The organism is Actinoplanes sp. NPDC049118 (genome assembly GCF_040648555.1).
Taxonomy (GTDB): Bacteria; Actinomycetota; Actinomycetes; order Mycobacteriales; family Micromonosporaceae; genus Actinoplanes.
In genome coordinates this window covers 162,549-179,691 of sequence record NZ_JBEZDY010000020.1, presented here as the reverse complement: position 1 = coordinate 179,691, position 17,143 = coordinate 162,549, and the positions used below count along the sequence as shown (strand labels likewise).

Genomic DNA, 17,143 nt, shown 5'->3' with positions numbered 1-17,143 from the left:
GTTGATGGCGATTTTCACGGTGCCTTTGCTGCCGGCGGCGGGTTTGTCGTCGGTGCCGGCGTCGGAGGAGGCGCCGCCGCAACCGGCGATGCTCAACGTGAGGACGGCGACGGCCGCGGTAAGCCGATATCTCATGGGGTGGTTCCCTCGCAGGGTGAAGGCGTGCGGCGTGAAAGCTTGAGGTGGGGGTGGTTCGATGGCTGAGTACGGCACAGCCGCCGAGTCGCCGCCATAGATTGGTGCGTCTCGACACAGTGGTCAATGCCGCGGCGAGAGTTTAACCAGAGTGCAATAAGTGTTAACCGAGGCGCCGCGGGCGGGTTCCGGGCGTCCGGCCGCGTGCTGACCTGCGGGTACCGGCACGCGGGCCGCCGCGACGGCCCTCTTCGATATCGGTGGAATGGGCAGAATGATATGCCCGAGACCGGCGCGGATCGTTGCGCGCCGACGGGTCTACACGAGAGGGTCGGGGTCACGCCAACGGAGGTGCTTGTGGATCTGTCGCGGACTCTGACCGGCTTCGGCGCGGTGCTGCTCGCCGCCGCGCTCGTCTCGAACCCGGCGTCGGCCGCACCCGCCGACCCCCCGCCGGGCGCACCCTCGACGAGGGACTTCGGCAACGGTCCCGAGCGCAACGAGATCGCCGCGACCGCACCCGAGGCGAGCGCCGAGTCCGCGAGGTCCGCGCCGCTGGGCGCGCCGCCCGACAGCCGCTGGACGCCGAAGCGCCAGGGCTACCCGCGGCACACCGACCTGCGCGTCTACCCCGAGAACCCCGCGGACAAGTCGATCAAGCTCGGACTCCTTCCGTACCACGCGATCGCGCCCCGGTTGAACGCGCTGCAGGCGGCCTCCGACCGGGTCTCCGCCGAGGTGGTCGGTCACTCCGCCCTGGGCCGCGACCTGTACCTGGTCACGGTGACCGCACCGGAGTCCGCCGCCGAGGCGGCCCGCCAGGACCGCTGGCGTGCGCTGATCGAGGACGACCCGGGCGCCGCCCGGCGTGACCGGGCCCTTCGGCGCGGCTACAAGACCCCGGTGTGGATCAACGCAAACATCCACGGCGACGAGTGGGAGGGCACCGACGGCGCCATGCGCGTCATCGAACGGCTCGCCGCCGCCACCGACTCCGCCACCCGGCGCATGCTCAGCCGCACCCGGGTGTACGTGACCGTGACCAACAACCCGGACGGGCGGATCGCCGGGACCCGCGCCAACGGCGCCGGTTTCGACATCAACCGCGACCACGCGACCAGCTCGCAGCCGGAGTCCCGGGCCGTGCGCGACGTGGTGATCGCGACCCAGCCGTTCGTGATGCTCGACGAGCACGGCTACACCGGCACGACCCTGATCGAGCCGGCGACCCCGCCGCACGGCCAGAACTACGAGTACGACCTGTACATCAGGCACGCGCTGCCGAACGCCGAGGGCATGGAGGCCGCGATCCAGCGGCTCGGCCACCCCGAGACCGCGCGGGCCGACATCCCGTTCCGCGACTACGAGCCGGGGGACTGGGACGACTGGCCGCCGGTCTTCACCCCGATGTACGCGATCTACCAGGGCGCCGTCGGGCACACGGTGGAGATCCCCCTGCAGGTCAACCACGAGGCGTACGAGACGCTGCCGGTCGAGGAGCTACGCCGCCGCTCCTCGGTGAACACCGACGTCGCCGCGGCGACCATCGAGGCCGCGCTCACCTACGCCGACGCCAACCGCGCCGCCCTGCTCGCCGGCCAGATCGAGCAGTTCCGCCGCGGCTGGGCGGGCGCGCCGTCGCCGCGGATCCCGGACGGCTTCGTGGCGGGATTCGGCCCCGAGGACCGCTACTCGACGGTGTTCCCGCGCGCGTACGTCATCCCGGCCGGCGGCGCCCAGCGTTCCCCGGCCGCCGCGGCCCGGCTGGTCGACCATCTGGTCGCACACGACGTACGGGTGAGCAGGGCCCGCCGCGGCTTCGCCCTCGGCGGCCGCGCCTACCGCGCGGGCTCGTACATCGTCGACATGCACCAGCCCAAGCGCGGCCTGGCCAACGTGCTGCTCGAGGCGGGCCGGGACATCTCGGCCCTGGTACCGCAGATGTACGACATCTCCGGCTGGAGCCACCGACTGCTCTGGGGCGCCTCGGTCGACATCAGCGCCACGGCCCTGCCACGGGTCGCCACCACCGGGGTCAAGGTGGCGTCGCCGACCGGCGCCGTCTCCGCGGCTCGCGGCCGCGACCTGGCCCTGACCATGCGCGACGGCGCCGACGTGCGCGCCGTCAACGCGCTGCTCGACCTCGGCGTCGAGCTGCGCCGCGCCGACGCGGACACCGTCCTGGTGCCGGCCGGTGCGCGCCGCGAGGCCGAGGTCGTGGCGGACCGGTACGGCGTACGGTTCACCGCCGCGGCCCGCGGATCAACGGGCACCCCGTTCACGGCGCCGGTGATCGCGGCCGCGGTCTCGGCCGACGAGCTGTTCGCGCTGCGCGAGATGGGCTTCGAGGTGCGCACCGTCTCGACCGACCTGCTCAACGCGGGCGCGGAGCTGTCCGACGTCGACACCCTCGTGGTCTCCTCGGGGCTCTCGTACGCCCAGCTCAACGCGGCCGGCAAGGCCGAGGTCGACGAGTTGCTCGCGCGCGGCGGCGTGGTCACCCGGGGCCGGACCGGCGCGGCCTTCAACGCGGCGGCCGGGCTGCTGCCCGCGACCGCGGTGACCGGCCGCGGCGACGCCAACGGGGTCGTCGCGGTGCGCAACACCGGGGCGGTCGTCGGCGCCGGGTCGCCGCCGCACTCCTTCGTCTACTCGCCGATCTGGTTCACCGGCACCGGCTTCACGGTGGAGCAGCGCTACGACGCCGTACCGCTGATCGCCGGGCACTGGCTGCCGACCGCGCCGGGCGCCGGCGGCCCGGGCCAGGCCGCGGACCAGGCGGCGGTGATCTCGGGCGCCACGGCCAGGGGCGGCAGGGCGGTCGTCTTCGGCACCGAGCCGCTGTTCCGGGCGCATCCGAAGGGCCTCTACGCCGAGTTCGCCCGGGCCCTCTACTGGTCGGCGTCGTAGGCGCCGATCGCGCACCGTGCGCGGGACGCTATTCTTCGAGCCCGCGCACGGGAGGAACATCGTCATGTATGAGCAGCAGCCCTGGGGCCAGCCGCAGCAGCCCGGTCACCCGCCGCAGGGCAACGGCGGCGGCGCGATCGCGCTGACGCTGAAGTACCACCCGATCGCGTTCCTGCTCGGGCTCTTCAAGCCGCGGGTGGAGATCAACGGACACCAGGTACAGGGCGGCTGGACGCGCACGGTCCTGCCCGTGCAGCCGGGCCAGTACCACCTGCACGTGCACGTGCCGTACCTGCTCCCGCCCCGGATCGGCGTCGCGGACCTGGGCGTGACGGTGCACCCGGGGCAGACCGTCGAGCTCGAGTACCGGGCGCCGATGATCGCGTTCATGGCCGGGGCGCTCGGCGCGCCGCCGCAGAAGTACCCCGGCATGGCCGTCTCGATCGTGCTGCTCGTGGTGAGTCTCGTGATGCTGCTCTGCGTCTGCGGCGGCTTCCTCGTCGCGATGGCCGGCAGCGGCTCGAACGACCCGTACGGCCTGCCCGCCCTCGGCGACCTCCAGGCCGTAGTCGCCGCCCTGATGTCGCTGCTTCGCTGACGGGCGCTCATCAGGAGCGGGAGCCGGAGCCGCCGGTGACGTCGGTCGTGCTCTCGAGGTAGCTGAGCAGCGCCACGCGGTCGTTGGGATCGAGGTCGGCGAAGGCGGCGTGTGCGGTCGCCCAGGAGCGTTCGGTCGCGGCGGCGAGCAGGCCGATGATCGCCGCCCAGGCCAGCGAGACCAGGTGGAACATCCGGTCCTCGCGGAGCGACGGCAGGCGGCTCAGCTCGCCGAGCGCGTCGGTCGCGGCGTCGTCCGTGCGGGCCCGGCGGATCAGCTCGAGCAGGGCCCGGGCGCGATGCGGGTCGTTGCCGCGGGCCAGGGCCGTCAACTCCGGCACGGACATGTCGAGCACCGGCGGCGCGGGGGAGCGGACGATTGTCGTGCGCGCGCACCTGCGGGGATGGCGTGAAGCCCTCGGTGCACCGGTACGGGCGGCGAATGAACAGGCGGGGGGTCGCACTGTGTAGTTCATCGATCGTGCCTCACTGTGTGGTCAGGGTTCTCGTGTCGTGACGGCACCCCGCACGGGGGTGGATCGCGCGGGGTGCCGTCGGTTCCGGGTTCGCCGTCAGGCGAAGCGGGCGGCGATCCAGTTGGCGACCTGGCCGGTCGTGGCGAAGACGGCCTGGTCGTGGTTCGCCCCGTCGACCGCCACGAAGTCCACGGGCTGGGTCTGGTAGCCGGTGAGCTGGTCCAGCAGCGGTCCCGCGGTGAGGCCGTACGGCACGGCCTCGTCGTCGGTGCCTTGGATCAGCAGGACGGGCGCGGTCGGCGCGCTCTGCGCCGGGTCGTCGTTGGCGGCGAGCTGGTCGACCACCGGCTGCGGCAACGCGCCGTCGACCAGCAGCTCCTCCGCCGTCAGGGTCTCGTAGGCGGCGAGGATCTCGTAGAGGCAGCCGCTCTGCAGCACACCCGTCCGCTGCTTGGCCGGCGCCGCCAGCACGGAGTTCGGGTCGAAGGACGGGTTGACGGCGTTGAGCCCGTACAGGCCCATCACCAGGTAGCCCTGGCCCGGGGTGCCCGGGATCAGCGGGGCGAAGATCTGCACGTTGGACACCGGTGCGATCGCCGACACGCCCTTGAGCACCAGGGCGCCGTCGTAGGCGGGGGCGATCTGGCCGGCGAAGAGGGCACCCTGCCCGCCCTGCGAGTGGCCGTCGACCGCGTACTGCGTGGTGAGCTTGCTGTCGAGGTTGCGCGCCGCCTTGACGCTGTCGATCATCGCGCGGGCCTCGCTCAGCCCGACCAGGTACGGGTGTGCTCCCGGCGTGCCCAGGCCCGGGTAGTCGGGTGCCGTGACGGTCCAGCCCTTGCCCAGCAGGGCCGCGATCGCCGCCCGCGCCTCGGGCCAGAACACGGCCTGGCTGGCCGACGGCGCGCACTTGTCGGCCAGCCCGGTCGTGCCGTGACCCCACACCACGGTCTTGTTCTTCCTGTTGTTCTTCGGCGTCAGAACCAGGCCGGTGGCGGTGGCCGTTCCGCCGCCCAGGGCGGTGGTCGTGTACGCGATGCGCTTGCCGGTCGCCAGCGGCGACAGCTCCGCCGGCAGGGTCGCCGTGCCGGCGACGAGGACGGTGCCGGGTGCGATGGCCGCGGCGGCCGGGCCGCCGACGAAAAGGAGAATTGCGGCGCAGACGAGTGCGACATTAATGGCGGCCACCCATTTGAGCAGGGCAGAGTTCACTATCGGTCCCTTTCAGGGCTGGGTTTCTCGGGCACGGGGCAGCCCGGAAGGAATGACGAAATGGAGTGAAAAAACAGGTCAGGCGAAATGATCGGCGATGCGCCGCAGTGCGGTGATGGTCTCGAGATCGCGGCGTTCGTCGTCCTGGGTGGGCCAGGCGCTGCACTTGACGATCACGATGTCGGCGCTCGGGTCGACGAAGAGGTACTGGCCGTGCACGCCGAGCCCGGTGAAGGCCTGGAAGGCGCTGTCGCCCAGCGTCCACCACTGGTTGGAGTAGCCGTAGTGCGGGTAGCCGCTCGGGCCGAGCGAGCCGACCGCGACCTGGGGCAGGTCGCTGCCGCGGCTGCGGCGGACCCACTCGCGGGGCACGATCTGGATGCCGTCGGCGACCCCGTCGTTCGCCATGAGCAGGCCGAGGCGGGCGACGTCGCGCGCGGTGGCGTTGAACGAGCCGGCGCCGATGGCCGTGCGCGGGTGCGCCCGGGTGAGCCAGTAGTAGGCGTCGCGGTCGGCGCCGATGAAGCGCCACAGGCGCTTGGCGGCGTACTCCGCCAGCGTGGTCCCGGTCGCGGCCTCGAGCACCCAGCCGAGGATCTGTGCGTCGAACGTCGAGTAGTTGAAGCGCTCGCCGGGCGCGGCCGTGCGCGTCGCCGAGCGGATCACCTGGGCGACGTCGCCGCCGCCCAGGATGGCCTGCTCGAAGCGCTTGATGCCGCTGCCCGGCACGTCCCACATCTCGGGGTCGCCGACGCCGCTGGTCATGTCGAGCAGCTCGGCCAGGGTGGTCTCCTCGTATGCCGTGCCGAGGAAGTCGGGACGGTAGTCGGTGACCCGGTCCTTGATGCTGCCGATGGCGCCGTCGGCCAGGGCGATGCCGACCAGCATCGAGGTCACCGACTTGGAGATGCTGAACAGCTGCATGCGGGTGCGCGGCCCGGCGAACGCGCCGGGGTAGGCCTCGTGCACGATCTCGCCGTGGTGCAGGACGACGAACGCCGTCGTGAACGTGCGGCGGTGCAGGTCGCTCAGCGTGTGGTCGGCGTCGGCGAAGCGGTAGGTCAGGTCCAGCGGGTCGGGGCTCAGCGGCAGCGGGCGGTGCGGGCCGCCGCGTGCCACGCGCTCGGTCGGCATCAGCCAGTTCATGTGGGTGAACGTCCACTCGTTGAACGGCCGACGCATGATCAGGTCGCCCTGCCGGCCCCACCACGAGGGCTCCGCGGCGGTCACCACCGCGTGTCGTGCGGTCGTGCTCGTCATGTCGGTCCCCCGAATTCGTCTGTGGTGTGTTCGCCCTCCGTGTCGCGGTCGGCCGGGCGCGCTCTCGCCGAGATCTCCTCGAACGCCTCGCGGAGCGTCTTGCCGCTGGGCGCGCCCGCCGGCTCCAGACAGCTGTTGAGGATGGCGATCACGGCCAGGCCGGCCAGGTTGCCCGCGGGCCCGTCGCCGGCGACGCCGGAGCTCGGATCGCCGAGATTGCGGATGGCGAAGCCCTCGGTGATCGCGGCGAGCATGTTGGCGAACTGGTCGAGGGTCACGCCCTTGCGCAGCTGGAAGCCGCGGGCCGCGATCGTCTGCTCGTAGATCTTCTTCCACGGGTCCAGGGCGCCGTCGTAGTTGCTGGAGATCGCGTCGTGAATGCCGTCGTTGCGGTGCGCGGTGGCGACCATCAGCAGCTGCAGCCGGAACAGCGGCATGCGGCAGATCGCCTGCAGTTCGTGGTAGATGGCCCGGTCGAGCGCGTCGGTGAAGGAACCGTCGGCTATCAGCCAGGTGCCCCGGGTCTCGAACTCCGCGTTGTACTGCGGGTCGTAGTTCATGTCGTGGAAGAGGAAGGCCAGCAGGTCGTTGAGGTAGTCGTCGTGGCAGGCCCAGGTGGAGCGGTAGGGCCCGTCACCCTTCTGGCGCAGGAAGGGCGGCTCCAGGTTCTCCATCTCGCGCGACAGCGCGCGCTCGCTGAGGAAGCGGATGCCGGACCAGTACGGCTTACGACCGCTCTCGGCGGCGGCGGCCGTGGCGGCGTCGTCGCCACCGAAGTGCTGCTCGATCAGGTTGGCGCCCGCCTTGAGGTACGAGGCCACCTTCGGCGAGTTGACGAGCGCGACCCGGGTCGCCTCCCGGATGCCCTTGACCCGCGTGACGATGCCAGAAAAGTCCTGATCATAGGGGAAGGGCAGATCCTTCTTGCCGTACGTCATGAGTCGATTGTTGCCCGATTCGGGGCCGATTCAAGTGCGCACGTGCGTAGTACTCGGAGTCTAGGCCTCGTGAATTGGCCGAGGGGCGAAATTGTGACGTCGAGTGAGCAAGCTATGACGGAGAGATGACATTTATTCGAGCGATGTGCGGGCGATCGCACGCTCGGTGAGGCTGCCGAGCCAGAGCGTGTCGCCATGCTGGCGGACGCCGGTCGTCATCACGTACCGGCCGGCCGGGCCGTGCAACGTGCGCAGCACGGTGCCGTCGGAGTCGACCAGGGCGGCGATCGTGTACGGCAGCGGCTGGGGCTGCAGGCGGGTCGGCAGCACCGCCGCGATCCGCCGCAGGTGCGGATGGGGCAGCAGCCTCTCGGCGATCGCGACCCGCGGGCTGGCCAGCGCGATCCAATATGTGCCGTCGCCGACCGAGGACATGTTGTCCGGGTACGCGGGCAGGTCGCCGAGGTCCCGGACGGCGCCGCCCGGCAGCGAGAGGCGCACCAGCCGGTGCGACACCGTCTCGCACACGAGCAGCGCGTCCTCGTCCGGCGTGAGAGCCACCCCGTTGGGGAAGTGGAAGCCCTCGGCCACCACGGCCGTGCGGCCGGTACCGGGGTCGTAGGCGAGTACGCGGCCGTTGGGCCGGTGTTCCAGCAGGTCGCGACGCCAGTGCGAGACCGGGAAACGGTTCGAGCTGTCGGTGAAGTAGACGACGCCGTCGGCCGCGACGGCGGCGTTGTTGCACAGCAGGATGCGGCTGTCGCCGGCCCGGTGCGCCAGGTCGGTGACGGTGCCGTCGCCGGTGATCCGCAGCAGGCCCCGGTAGGCGTCGCAGACGATCAGGCTGCCGTCGCGCGGATCGACCTCGATGCCCAGCGGCCGGCCGCCGGTGTCGGCGAGCAGTTCGGGCTGGGCTCCGGCGTGCGCGTCGGGCTGCCAGCGCCAGACGCGCCCGTCCTCCGTACCGGAGTAGACGTGGCCCTCGGGGCCGACCGCCACGTCCTCCGGGCCGTGACCGGGCACCGCCAGCAGCTCGACGTCGTCGAGGCGGGTGTCCGCCGGCGCCCACGCACCGGTGAGCGGCGGCGGGGTGGTGGCCGGCAGCTTCACGGGCCGGATGAGCCACGGCGCGGGCGGGCGCGGAATCGTCATCCGACCATTTTGTCCTGTCCCGCCCCGGCGTCAATGATCGGCGGACGGTGGCGCCGCCCGGGCCGCTCCCCGGGGGAGAAGACGGGGGAAACCCTGATCGCAATGTCGGGGCCCGCGCCCCGAATGTCCGGTGCCCCGCCGGGCCGGCGCCGGGTACGTGCGTTTTGCCGCATACCGCTGTCGCCTATCCGTCCGCCGTCCGCCGGCGTCGGGATCAGGGGTCCACGCGGGTACAGCCCGGATGTTCACAGCCCGGGCGCTGCCTACGTTCAGGTCCGACCCAGAAACCAGCGACCGTAGGAGGCCCGTGATGGGCAGGCGACCGGTGACCGTACGCGTGGCGAGATGGAGCGCCGAACACCCGTGGCGCGCACTCGCGCTGTGGGTGGTCTTCGTGGCGGTGTGCTTCGTCGGCGGCAACGCCGCGGGTCTGCAGGAGGCCACCGCCGAGGACATGGCGGTCGGCGAATCCGGGCGGGCCTCCGTGCTGATCGAGAACGGCGCGTTCGGCGACGAGCCGGCGATCGACAACGTCCTGATCACCTCCAGGACCGGACCCCTCGACTCCGCGGCCGCGAAGGCCGCCGCGACGGACGCGGCGACGCGGCTGCGCGGCGTGCCCGGGGTGGCGGGGGTCGGCGACCCGGTGCCGGCACGCGACGGCTCCGCGCTGCTGCTCCCGGTCACCATGAGCGGCGACCCCGGCACGGCGTCCGACCGCGTCGAACCGCTGCGCGCGGCCACCGCCCAGGTGCAGACCGCGCACCCCGCGCTGCGGGTGGAGCAGGTCGGCGGCCCGTCGATCGGCAAGGCCCTCGACGACACCCTCGGCGCCGACTTCAAGCGCGCGGAGCTGCTCAGCCTGCCGGTCACCCTGGCCATCCTGATCATCGCGTTCGGCGCGCTGATCGCCGCCGGCGTGCCGGTGCTGCTGGCGCTCTCGTCCGTGGCCGCCGCCATCGGTCTCTCCACCCTGGCCTCGCATCTGGTGCCGGCCAGCGACTCGACCAGCAGCGTCATCCTGCTCATCGGCATGGCCGTCGGCATCGACTACTCGCTCTTCTACGTCCGGCGGGAACGCGAGGAACGCGCCAAGGGCCGCGGGCACGTCGACGCCGTGGAGATCGCGGCGGAGACCTCCGGCCACGCGGTCGTCGTCTCCGGTACGGCGGTCGTCATCGCGATGTCGGGCCTCTTCCTCGCGGGCGACGCCATCTTCTCGTCCCTCGCGGTCGGCTCGATCCTCGTCGTCGCCGTCGCGGTGATCGGATCCCTCACGGTCCTGCCGGCCCTGCTAGCCAAGCTCGGGCGCTGGGTGGACCGGCCGCGCGTCCCGTTGCTGTGGCGCCTCACCGCCCGCCGCACCGGCCCCGGATGGTTCTGGCCGTTCGTGCTGCGCCCTGCGCTGCGCCGGCCGCTGCCGACGCTGCTGGTGAGCGTCGGGCTGCTGCTCGCCCTGGCCGCACCGGCGCTGGGCATGCAGCTCAAGTTCCCCGGCACCGAGGACCTGCCCCGGACCACCCCGGCGATGCAGGCCTACGACCGGCTGGCCGCCGCGTACCCGAGCAACGGCACCAGCCACCTCGTCGCCGTGCAGGCGCCCGCGGCGCAGGCCGCCGCCGTCGGGGCGGCCCTGAGCGGCCTGGCCACCCGCGTCGGGGGCGACCCGCTGTTCGCGCCCGTCGAGAAGTCCGGACCGGAGATCGAGGTGTCGCCCGACCGGCGGGTGAGCGTCCTGTCGATCGCCACGCCGTTCTCCTCGCGCAGCGACGAGGCCGGCCGGTCCCTGCACCGGCTGCGCGACGAGGTGCCGGCCGCGCTGGCCGGCATACCGGGCGTCTCCTACGCGGTCGGCGGCGACGTCGCCGCGAGCGAGGACTACGCGGCGCACATCTGGCGCAAGCTGCCGGTCGTCGTCCTGTTCGTACTGGTGCTGACGTTCCTGGTGATGGCCTGGACCTTCCGCTCGGTGGTCGTCGCGCTCACCTCGATCCTGCTCAACCTGCTCTCGGCCGCCGCCGCGTACGGCCTGCTGGTCCTGGTCTTCCAGCACACCTGGGCCGAGGGGCTGCTCGGCTTCACCTCGATGGGCGCGATCGTCACCTGGCTGCCGCTGTTCCTGTTCGTGGTCCTGTTCGGCCTGTCCATGGACTACCACGTGTTCGTGGTGAGTCGGATCCGCGAGGCGGTGCTGCGGGGCGTGCCGAACCGCCAGGCCGTCGCCGAGGGCATCACCGGCTCGGCCGGCGTGGTGAGCAGCGCCGCGATCGTCATGGTGGCGGTCTTCTCGATCTTCGCCACGCTGAGCACTATCGACATGAAGCAGCTCGGCGTCGGCCTGGCCGCGGCGATCCTGCTCGACGCGACGATCATCCGGGCGGTGGTGCTGCCGTCGCTGATGACGCTGCTCGGCCCGGCGAACTGGTGGGCGCCGCGCTTCCTGCGGGGCCGCGGCCGGCACGCCGCGCCGGGCGTACCCGGCGCCGGGGACCGCATGCCGGAGCCGGAGCTGGTCCGCGCCGGCTGACCGGCCCGGCCACGGCCGCCCCCGGGAACGTTCCCGGGGGCGGCCGCGTGGTGGGTCGGACTTCTACGTGGCCCGGGCCGAGCGGCTCCTGCTGCCGGCGCTGCGGGCCTGCGGGCGCCCGGCCACGGTGGTCAACCGGGCCGGGCGGGTGGTGGTGTCGACGCTGCCCGAGCACGTGACGGGGTCGCTGGTCCGGTCGTTCCCGGCGGGCTGGGCCCGGCGCGACGGCAGCGACGTGGCGTTCAGCGTTTTCGTCCGCGGGTGACCCTAGCCGGCCTCGAGCTGGATGTAGTCGAGGTCGCCGGCGTAGTAGTCGCAGCCGACGTCGATCTGGTCGCAGTCGGCCTTCCCGCCGATCGTGACCGGCCACGAGTTCGCGATCGTGCCGGTCCAGCCGGCCTTGCGCGCCACGACCGTTCCGTCGACCGTCATCGTCAGCCCGGATCCGTTGCGGTTGCAGCGCACCGTGTGCCAGCGGCCGTCGTTCAGCCGGGTCGGCGAGCGCACCAGGACCGAGTCGAACGAGCCGCGGAACAGGCACTCCGCGATGCCACCGGGGATCTGCATCTTGAAGTTGCCGCCGCTGACCGTCGCCTGGCCCTTCTGGACGATGTTGCCGAACTTGTGCGTGGTGCGGAGCCGGACCGTCATGGTGAAGTCGCGGTTGCCCGGATCCAGGTTGGCGGAGTCGCCGACGGTCACCAGGTGCCCGGGGTGCGTCGGCGGGGAGTCGGGCTCCAGGCGGTCGAATCGGTAGCCGGTCGCGCCCAGCACCTGGATGCCCGTGCCGACCTCGAGGCCGATCCGGCCGTTGAGCCGGTTTCCGCTGCTGTCCACCATGGTCCGGGAACCGGACCACTCATTCATGTTCCACATGGCCACCGGGCGGCTCCACGTGGCCGCCGGGCGGTTCGCGGCGGTCACCGGCCGGTTCCGGGCGGCGTCAGCCGTCGGCGCCGTACCCACCAACACGGATACCGCCGCCATCGCGACGGTCAACGAGCGCCGACTCTTCACGGTTACCCCATCCTTCGAAGCAGATCAGATCATGCTAATCAGCATCGTTCAGGCAAAGGTCATATTGAATAACGAATCGCCCGGACGGGCGGACGAATTCGCGATGATTATTCGACAGATATGGATTGATGGGTGTTGCGTAGGGTCGGGTGCCACTACTATCCGTGTCTTCTGTGTTGCTCAGAGTCCGGTGGGAGCGCGGCGATGGCAGACACCAGGCAGTCCGGCACGGCGCGGTCCTATCCGTTCGGCGTTCCCGACCGGCTCAATCTCGACCCCCTCTACGCGCGGCTGCGCACGCAGGAACCGATCACCCGGGTCCGGCTCCCGTTCGGCGAGGAGGCCTGGCTCGCCACCCGTCACGCCGACGTCAGGACGGTGCTCGGCGACCCCCGGTTCAGCCGCGCCGCCGGCGTCGTGCGCGACGAGCCCCGCACCACCCCGCAGCGGGTCGGCACCGGCATCCTCGCGATGGATCCGCCCGCGCACAGCCGGCTGCGGCGCCTGGCCGGCAAGGCCCTGACCGCGCGCCGGGTGGAGCAGCTGCGCCCCGCCACCGCCGAGATCGCGAACGACCTCGTCGACGCCATGGCCGCGGCCGGGCCGCCGGTCGACCTGGTCGGGGCCTTCTCCACCCCGCTGGCGGTACGGGTGATCTGCCGCCTGTTCGGCGTGCCCGACGCCGACCAGGGTCTGTTCGGCACCTGGTCCGAGGCGACCGTCTGGACCACGTCGCTGCCGCCCGACCGGGTCATGGAACACCTGGGCAGCCTGCACGCCTACCTGGCGGGACTGATCGCGCAGCGCCGCAACGCGCCGACCGGCGACCTGATCGGCGCGCTGGTGCAGGCCCGCGACACCGGCGACGACCGGCTCAGCGAGCCGGAGATGGTCGAGCTCGCCGCCGGGCTGCTCGCCGCCGGCCACGAGACCACGGTCACCCAGATCTCCAACTTCGTCTACGTGCTGCTCACCAACCCCGGGCAGCTCGCGCTGCTGCGCTCGCGCCCCGATCTGGTACCCGCGGCGGTGGAGGAGCTGCTGCGCTACGTGCCGCTGGGCGCGGCGGCGTTCGCCCGGTACGCCACCGAGGACCTGACCCTCGGCGGGGTGCGGATCCGCGCCGGCGACCCGGTGATCGGCGCGCTGTCGTCGGCGAACCGTGACGGCGCGGTCTTCGCGGACCCGGACGCCCTCGACATCACCCGCGGCGCCAACCCGCACTTCGGCTTCGGGCACGGCGTGCACCAGTGCATCGGCGCGCAGCTCGCCCGGATGGAGCTGCAGGTTGCGCTGCAGACGCTGCTCGGCCGCGCGCCCGCGCTGGCACTCGCGGTCGACGAGAAGGAGCTGGAGTGGAAGTCCGGCCTGCTGGTCCGGGGTCTGCGCGCCCTTCCGGTGACGTGGTGATCGTGCCCGGGTCCGTCGACCGTCCACTGTGCAGAGACGGCGCGGCGCCGTGCCGTAGAGTCGGTAGCCGTTCGGTACGACGAAGCACCCGGTGACGAGGAGTCGGCCCCAATGAACAGCGAAGACGACGTCGAGGCCACGGTGGCGAAGATCGACCAGCTGGTGCCGCACTCCGCCCGGGTGTGGAACTACTGGCTCGGTGGCAAGGACAACTTCCAGTCCGATCGCCAGGTCGGCGACCAGTTCGCCGATCTCTACCCCGACATCACGGTGGTGGCCCGCAGCTCGCGCGGCTTCCTGACGCGGGCCGTCACGTTCCTGGCCGCCGAGTGCGGCGTCCGGCAGTTCCTCGACATCGGCACCGGCCTGCCGACGGTGGACAACACCCACCAGGTCGCGCAGGCCGCGGCCCCCGAGGCCCGGATCGTGTACGTCGACAACGATCCCATGGTCCTCGCGCACGCCCGGGCGCTGCTGACCGGCACCCCGCAGGGCGCCACCGAGTACCTCGACGCCGACCTGCACGACCCCGGCAAGATCCTCGAACTGGCCGGGCGTACCACGCTGGACTTCTCGAAGCCGGTCGGGCTGATCCTGATGAACATCCTCGGCCACGTCTCCGACCTGGCGGAGGCGCAGTCGATCGTGGCGCGCCTCGTCGGTGCCCTGCCCTCCGGCAGCTACCTCGTCACCGCGGACGGCACCAACGTGCTCGACAAGGAGGCCTTCGAGGAGGCCATCGGGGTGTGGAACGCCAACGCGCCACTCTCGTACCACCTGCGCACGCCCGAGGAGTTGTCGACCTTCCTCACCGGGCTCGAGGTCGTCGAGCCGGGGCTGGTCCCGTGCGCCCGCTGGCGCCCCCGCGCACACGCCGCCCTGGAGGACCTGCGCGAGGTCGACGAGTTCGGTGCGGTCGCCCGCAAGCCTTAAGGCGCGTGTCCCGCTCCCGCGCCGGCGAACTTGACACGATCGGCCGACTCTGCATCCGTTGCCCCGAACAGCTCTCGCGTATCGCCTGTTCAGGTTGGTAACATGCCGCGGATCGTGGCCAGGGCTCGGTGGGAACGCCGGGCTGTCAGCAACATCGCCGGTGCATCCGAACGCCTCGGGACCCACATCCCGTCGGCGTGAAGTCACCGCGGCGACCCGTACCAACGGAGGTCTCCTGTGACTGACAATCGGATGAAGGACCGTGTGAAAGTGATGCTGGGTACGTCGCCCGACGGGGCAACCTCGGAGCACGCGCTGGTTTCCGCCACGCCGATGCCCGGCCTGCCGAACCAGGCGCTGCAGGTGCTCACGATGGCCCAGCGCACCGCCGAGGAGCACGTCGCCACCGCGCACCAGGAGGCCGACAAGATACGCACGGACGCGCTGGCCGCCGCCGAGCAGATCGCCCGGGACGCGCAGATCCATGCGCACAACGTGCGCCGCGAGGCGGACAAGGTGCTCTTCGACGCCCGCGCGGCCTCGGAGCAGAACGCGCGGGAGGCCCGGGCCGCCGCCGAGGAGGCGCAGCGCCACGCCGACAAGATCGTCGCGGAGGCCCAGGCGCGGGCCGACGGGATCGCCGCGGAGGCGCGGGCGAACTCCGAGCACCTGCGGGTGCAGGCGCAGCAGCGCTACGACGACGTCGTGGGCAGCCTCGGCAACAAGCGCGAGGCGCTGCAGGAGCAGATCGAGGCGCTGGAGCAGTTCGACCGCGAGTACCGCGGCCGGCTCACCTCGTTCATGCAGGGCCAGCTGCGGGCGCTCTGGGTCGACCAGCCCCAGGTGACCGGCGAGCTGGAGAACCCCGAGGACTCCCGCCCGGGTCGCCACGGCACGGTGAGCACCGACGAGCCCGCTCCGGCGCTTCGCCAGGAAGCGGTGACCGAGCCCCAGCCCGAGGCTGAGGCTGAGGCCCGGGAGGAGCCCGAGGCGGAGGAGTAGGCGACCGCTACCGGGAGAGCAGCCGCTTCTGGACCTTTCCCATCGCGTTTCGGGGCAGCTCCGGCACGAAGCGGATCTCCCGGGGCCGCTTGTGCGCCGACAGCGTGCGCGCGACGAAACCGATCAGCTCGTCGGCGCTCACCGCGTCACCCACCACGTACGCGGTGACCTGCTCGCCGAGGTCGTCGTGCGGCGTGCCGATCACCGCGGCCTCCCGTACCCCCGGGTGGGCGAGCAGCGCGTCCTCGACCTCGCCGGCGCCGATCCGGTAGCCGCCGCTCTTGATCATGTCGGTCGAGCGGCGGCCGACGATCCGGTGCCGGCCGTCCGGCGCGACGCAGGCGATGTCGCCGGTGCGGAACCAGCCGTCGGCGCCCAACGACCGGGCGGTGACCTCGCTCTGGCCGAGGTAGCCGTCGAACAGCATCGGGCCGCGTACCCACAGCTCGCCGATGGACTCGCCGTCGGCCGGAACCTCCCGACCCTCGTCGACCACGCGCGTGCCGGCGCCCGCGACCGCGGTGCCGACCTGCCCCGGACGCCGATCGGGGTCGTCGGACCGGTTACTCACCGTTATCAGGGTCTCGGTCATGCCGTACCGCTCCACCGGCTGGTGACCCGTGAGTTCCCGCATCCGCTCGAACACCGGTACCGGCAGGGCCGCGCTGCCGGACACCAGCAGCCGCGCGCCGGACAGCCGGGCGGCGGCCGCGGGCTGTGCGCAGATCCGGGACCAGACCGTCGGCACGCCGAAGTAGAGGCTCCCGCCCGCCGCCGCGTACGCCTCGGGGCTCGGCCGTCCGGTGTGCCGCAGCCGGTTGCCGACCCGCAGGGCCCCGAACACGCCCAGCACCAGCCCGTGCACGTGGAACAGGGGCAGGCCGTGCACGAGCACGTCGTCGGGGTGCCAGGCCCAGGCGTCCGCGAGCGCGTCGAGGCCGGCCTCGACGGCCCGGTGCGAGAGCACCGCGCCCTTCGGCGCCCCGGTGGTCCCGCTGGTGTACATGATCAGTGCGGTCGCCTCCGGCGGCGGCGCCGGATAGCTGCCGGCGGAGGTGCGTTGCAGGTCGATCGGCACCGTGCGCAGGGCGGCCGGCCGGTGGCCGGCGCCGGCGAGCAGCAGCTCGGCGCCGGAGTCGCGCAGGATGTGTGCCGTCTCCGCCTCACCCGAGTCGGGCGGCAGCGGCACCACGGCGGCGCCGCCGAGCAGCGCGCCGACCATCGCCACCACCGTCTCGGCGGTCGCGGTCGCGTGCACCGCGACGACCGGCGCGCCCGCGACGTCGTCCGCGACGGCCGTCGCCGTGGCGAGCAGCCGTTCGGCGGAGAGCGTCTGGGTGCCGATCCGGATCGCCTCGCCGCCGGACATCGTGGGCCGGGTCAGACCGGCGATCAGTCGCATGACGCGAGGCTACGCCCGGCGCGCATGCCGGCGTGCACCGCGCGGCCTCGCACCGGATCATCCTCTGAGGATGAGGCTCGCCCGCGGCGGGCAGATGAAGGTAGCCCGTGAACCCCGGACATCTAGGAGGCGGCCTTGGTGGCCGAGTCAGTAGAAGCCGCGGCCGTGGCCG

Annotated in this window: 14 protein-coding genes; 7 read left to right on the top strand and 7 right to left on the bottom strand. The window is 72.2% G+C overall.

Going from position 1 to position 17,143, the window contains the following annotated elements:
• The first annotated feature begins 492 nt into the window (after nucleotides 1–492).
• Nucleotides 493–3,045, top strand: coding sequence for a M14 family zinc carboxypeptidase (locus tag AB0B58_RS29180; RefSeq protein WP_360230005.1), 2,553 nt, complete (start codon nucleotides 493–495; stop codon nucleotides 3,043–3,045).
• Nucleotides 3,046–3,109: 64 nt separating this feature from the next.
• A complete protein-coding gene (locus AB0B58_RS29175) occupies nucleotides 3,110–3,643 on the top strand; it encodes a hypothetical protein (RefSeq protein ID WP_360230003.1) in 534 nt (177 codons plus the stop codon).
• Nucleotides 3,644–3,653: 10 nt separating this feature from the next.
• Here AB0B58_RS29175 and AB0B58_RS29170 read toward each other — a convergent pair whose 3' ends face one another.
• From AB0B58_RS29170 to AB0B58_RS29150, 5 genes are all read right to left on the bottom strand, one after another.
• On the bottom strand, nucleotides 3,654–3,989 hold the full coding sequence (locus tag AB0B58_RS29170; protein ID WP_360230001.1) for a hypothetical protein: 336 nt from the start codon (nucleotides 3,987–3,989) through the stop codon (nucleotides 3,654–3,656).
• 225 nt (nucleotides 3,990–4,214) lie between these two features.
• Nucleotides 4,215–5,330 (bottom strand): alpha/beta fold hydrolase, encoded by a 1,116-nt coding sequence (locus AB0B58_RS29165; protein ID WP_360229999.1) that lies wholly within the window; start codon nucleotides 5,328–5,330, stop codon nucleotides 4,215–4,217.
• A 78-nt stretch (nucleotides 5,331–5,408) separates the two neighbouring features.
• Complete coding sequence (locus AB0B58_RS29160) at nucleotides 5,409–6,590, bottom strand: serine hydrolase (protein ID WP_360229997.1); 1,182 nt, start codon at nucleotides 6,588–6,590, stop codon at nucleotides 5,409–5,411.
• A complete protein-coding gene (locus AB0B58_RS29155; protein ID WP_360229995.1) occupies nucleotides 6,587–7,528 on the bottom strand; it encodes a hypothetical protein in 942 nt (313 codons plus the stop codon). Before AB0B58_RS29155 ends, AB0B58_RS29160 begins: the two co-directional genes overlap by 4 nt.
• Before the next feature lie 132 nt (nucleotides 7,529–7,660).
• On the bottom strand, nucleotides 7,661–8,680 hold the full coding sequence (locus tag AB0B58_RS29150; protein ID WP_360229993.1) for an SMP-30/gluconolactonase/LRE family protein: 1,020 nt from the start codon (nucleotides 8,678–8,680) through the stop codon (nucleotides 7,661–7,663).
• Between the two features lie 310 nt (nucleotides 8,681–8,990).
• Between AB0B58_RS29150 and AB0B58_RS29145 the strand changes: the two genes are divergently transcribed.
• Both AB0B58_RS29145 and AB0B58_RS29140 read left to right on the top strand, forming a co-directional pair.
• Nucleotides 8,991–11,207: an MMPL family transporter gene (locus AB0B58_RS29145; RefSeq protein WP_360229991.1), complete on the top strand. Its 2,217-nt coding sequence runs from the start codon at nucleotides 8,991–8,993 to the stop codon at nucleotides 11,205–11,207.
• A 67-nt stretch (nucleotides 11,208–11,274) separates the two neighbouring features.
• A complete protein-coding gene (locus AB0B58_RS29140) occupies nucleotides 11,275–11,472 on the top strand; it encodes a hypothetical protein (protein ID WP_360229989.1) in 198 nt (65 codons plus the stop codon).
• A 2-nt stretch (nucleotides 11,473–11,474) separates the two neighbouring features.
• Here the strand turns inward: AB0B58_RS29140 and AB0B58_RS29135 are convergent, their stop codons facing one another.
• Nucleotides 11,475–12,224 (bottom strand): laminin G domain-containing protein, encoded by a 750-nt coding sequence (locus AB0B58_RS29135; RefSeq protein WP_360229987.1) that lies wholly within the window; start codon nucleotides 12,222–12,224, stop codon nucleotides 11,475–11,477.
• Nucleotides 12,225–12,428: 204 nt separating this feature from the next.
• Here AB0B58_RS29135 and AB0B58_RS29130 point away from each other — a divergent pair, with 204 nt between their 5' ends.
• The 3 genes from AB0B58_RS29130 to AB0B58_RS29120 all read left to right on the top strand — a co-directional run bounded on the left by AB0B58_RS29130 (nucleotide 12,429) and on the right by AB0B58_RS29120 (nucleotide 15,569).
• Nucleotides 12,429–13,634, top strand: coding sequence for a cytochrome P450 (locus AB0B58_RS29130; protein WP_360229985.1), 1,206 nt, complete (start codon nucleotides 12,429–12,431; stop codon nucleotides 13,632–13,634).
• A gap of 111 nt (nucleotides 13,635–13,745) precedes the next feature.
• The gene (locus tag AB0B58_RS29125) at nucleotides 13,746–14,567 is read left to right on the top strand and encodes an SAM-dependent methyltransferase (protein WP_360229983.1); all 822 of its coding nucleotides are present in this window, start codon (nucleotides 13,746–13,748) and stop codon (nucleotides 14,565–14,567) included.
• Nucleotides 14,568–14,804: 237 nt separating this feature from the next.
• On the top strand, nucleotides 14,805–15,569 hold the full coding sequence (locus AB0B58_RS29120) for a hypothetical protein (RefSeq protein ID WP_360229981.1): 765 nt from the start codon (nucleotides 14,805–14,807) through the stop codon (nucleotides 15,567–15,569).
• 7 nt (nucleotides 15,570–15,576) lie between these two features.
• Here the strand turns inward: AB0B58_RS29120 and AB0B58_RS29115 are convergent, their stop codons facing one another.
• The gene (locus AB0B58_RS29115; protein WP_360229979.1) at nucleotides 15,577–16,971 is read right to left on the bottom strand and encodes an acyl-CoA synthetase; all 1,395 of its coding nucleotides are present in this window, start codon (nucleotides 16,969–16,971) and stop codon (nucleotides 15,577–15,579) included.
• Nucleotides 16,972–17,143 lie beyond the last annotated feature (172 nt).

Coding starts and splice junctions, on each gene's coding strand:
- AB0B58_RS29175 (WP_360230003.1), top strand. CDS start 3,110: ATGTATGAGCAGCAGCCCTGGGGCCAGCCGCAGCAGCCCGGTCACCCG.
- AB0B58_RS29170 (WP_360230001.1), bottom strand. CDS start 3,989: ATGTCCGTGCCGGAGTTGACGGCCCTGGCCCGCGGCAACGACCCGCAT.
- AB0B58_RS29160 (WP_360229997.1), bottom strand. CDS start 6,590: ATGACGAGCACGACCGCACGACACGCGGTGGTGACCGCCGCGGAGCCC.
- AB0B58_RS29155 (WP_360229995.1), bottom strand. CDS start 7,528: ATGACGTACGGCAAGAAGGATCTGCCCTTCCCCTATGATCAGGACTTT.
- AB0B58_RS29150 (WP_360229993.1), bottom strand. CDS start 8,680: ATGACGATTCCGCGCCCGCCCGCGCCGTGGCTCATCCGGCCCGTGAAG.
- AB0B58_RS29145 (WP_360229991.1), top strand. CDS start 8,991: ATGGGCAGGCGACCGGTGACCGTACGCGTGGCGAGATGGAGCGCCGAA.
- AB0B58_RS29130 (WP_360229985.1), top strand. CDS start 12,429: ATGGCAGACACCAGGCAGTCCGGCACGGCGCGGTCCTATCCGTTCGGC.
- AB0B58_RS29125 (WP_360229983.1), top strand. CDS start 13,746: ATGAACAGCGAAGACGACGTCGAGGCCACGGTGGCGAAGATCGACCAG.
- AB0B58_RS29115 (WP_360229979.1), bottom strand. CDS start 16,971: ATGCGACTGATCGCCGGTCTGACCCGGCCCACGATGTCCGGCGGCGAG.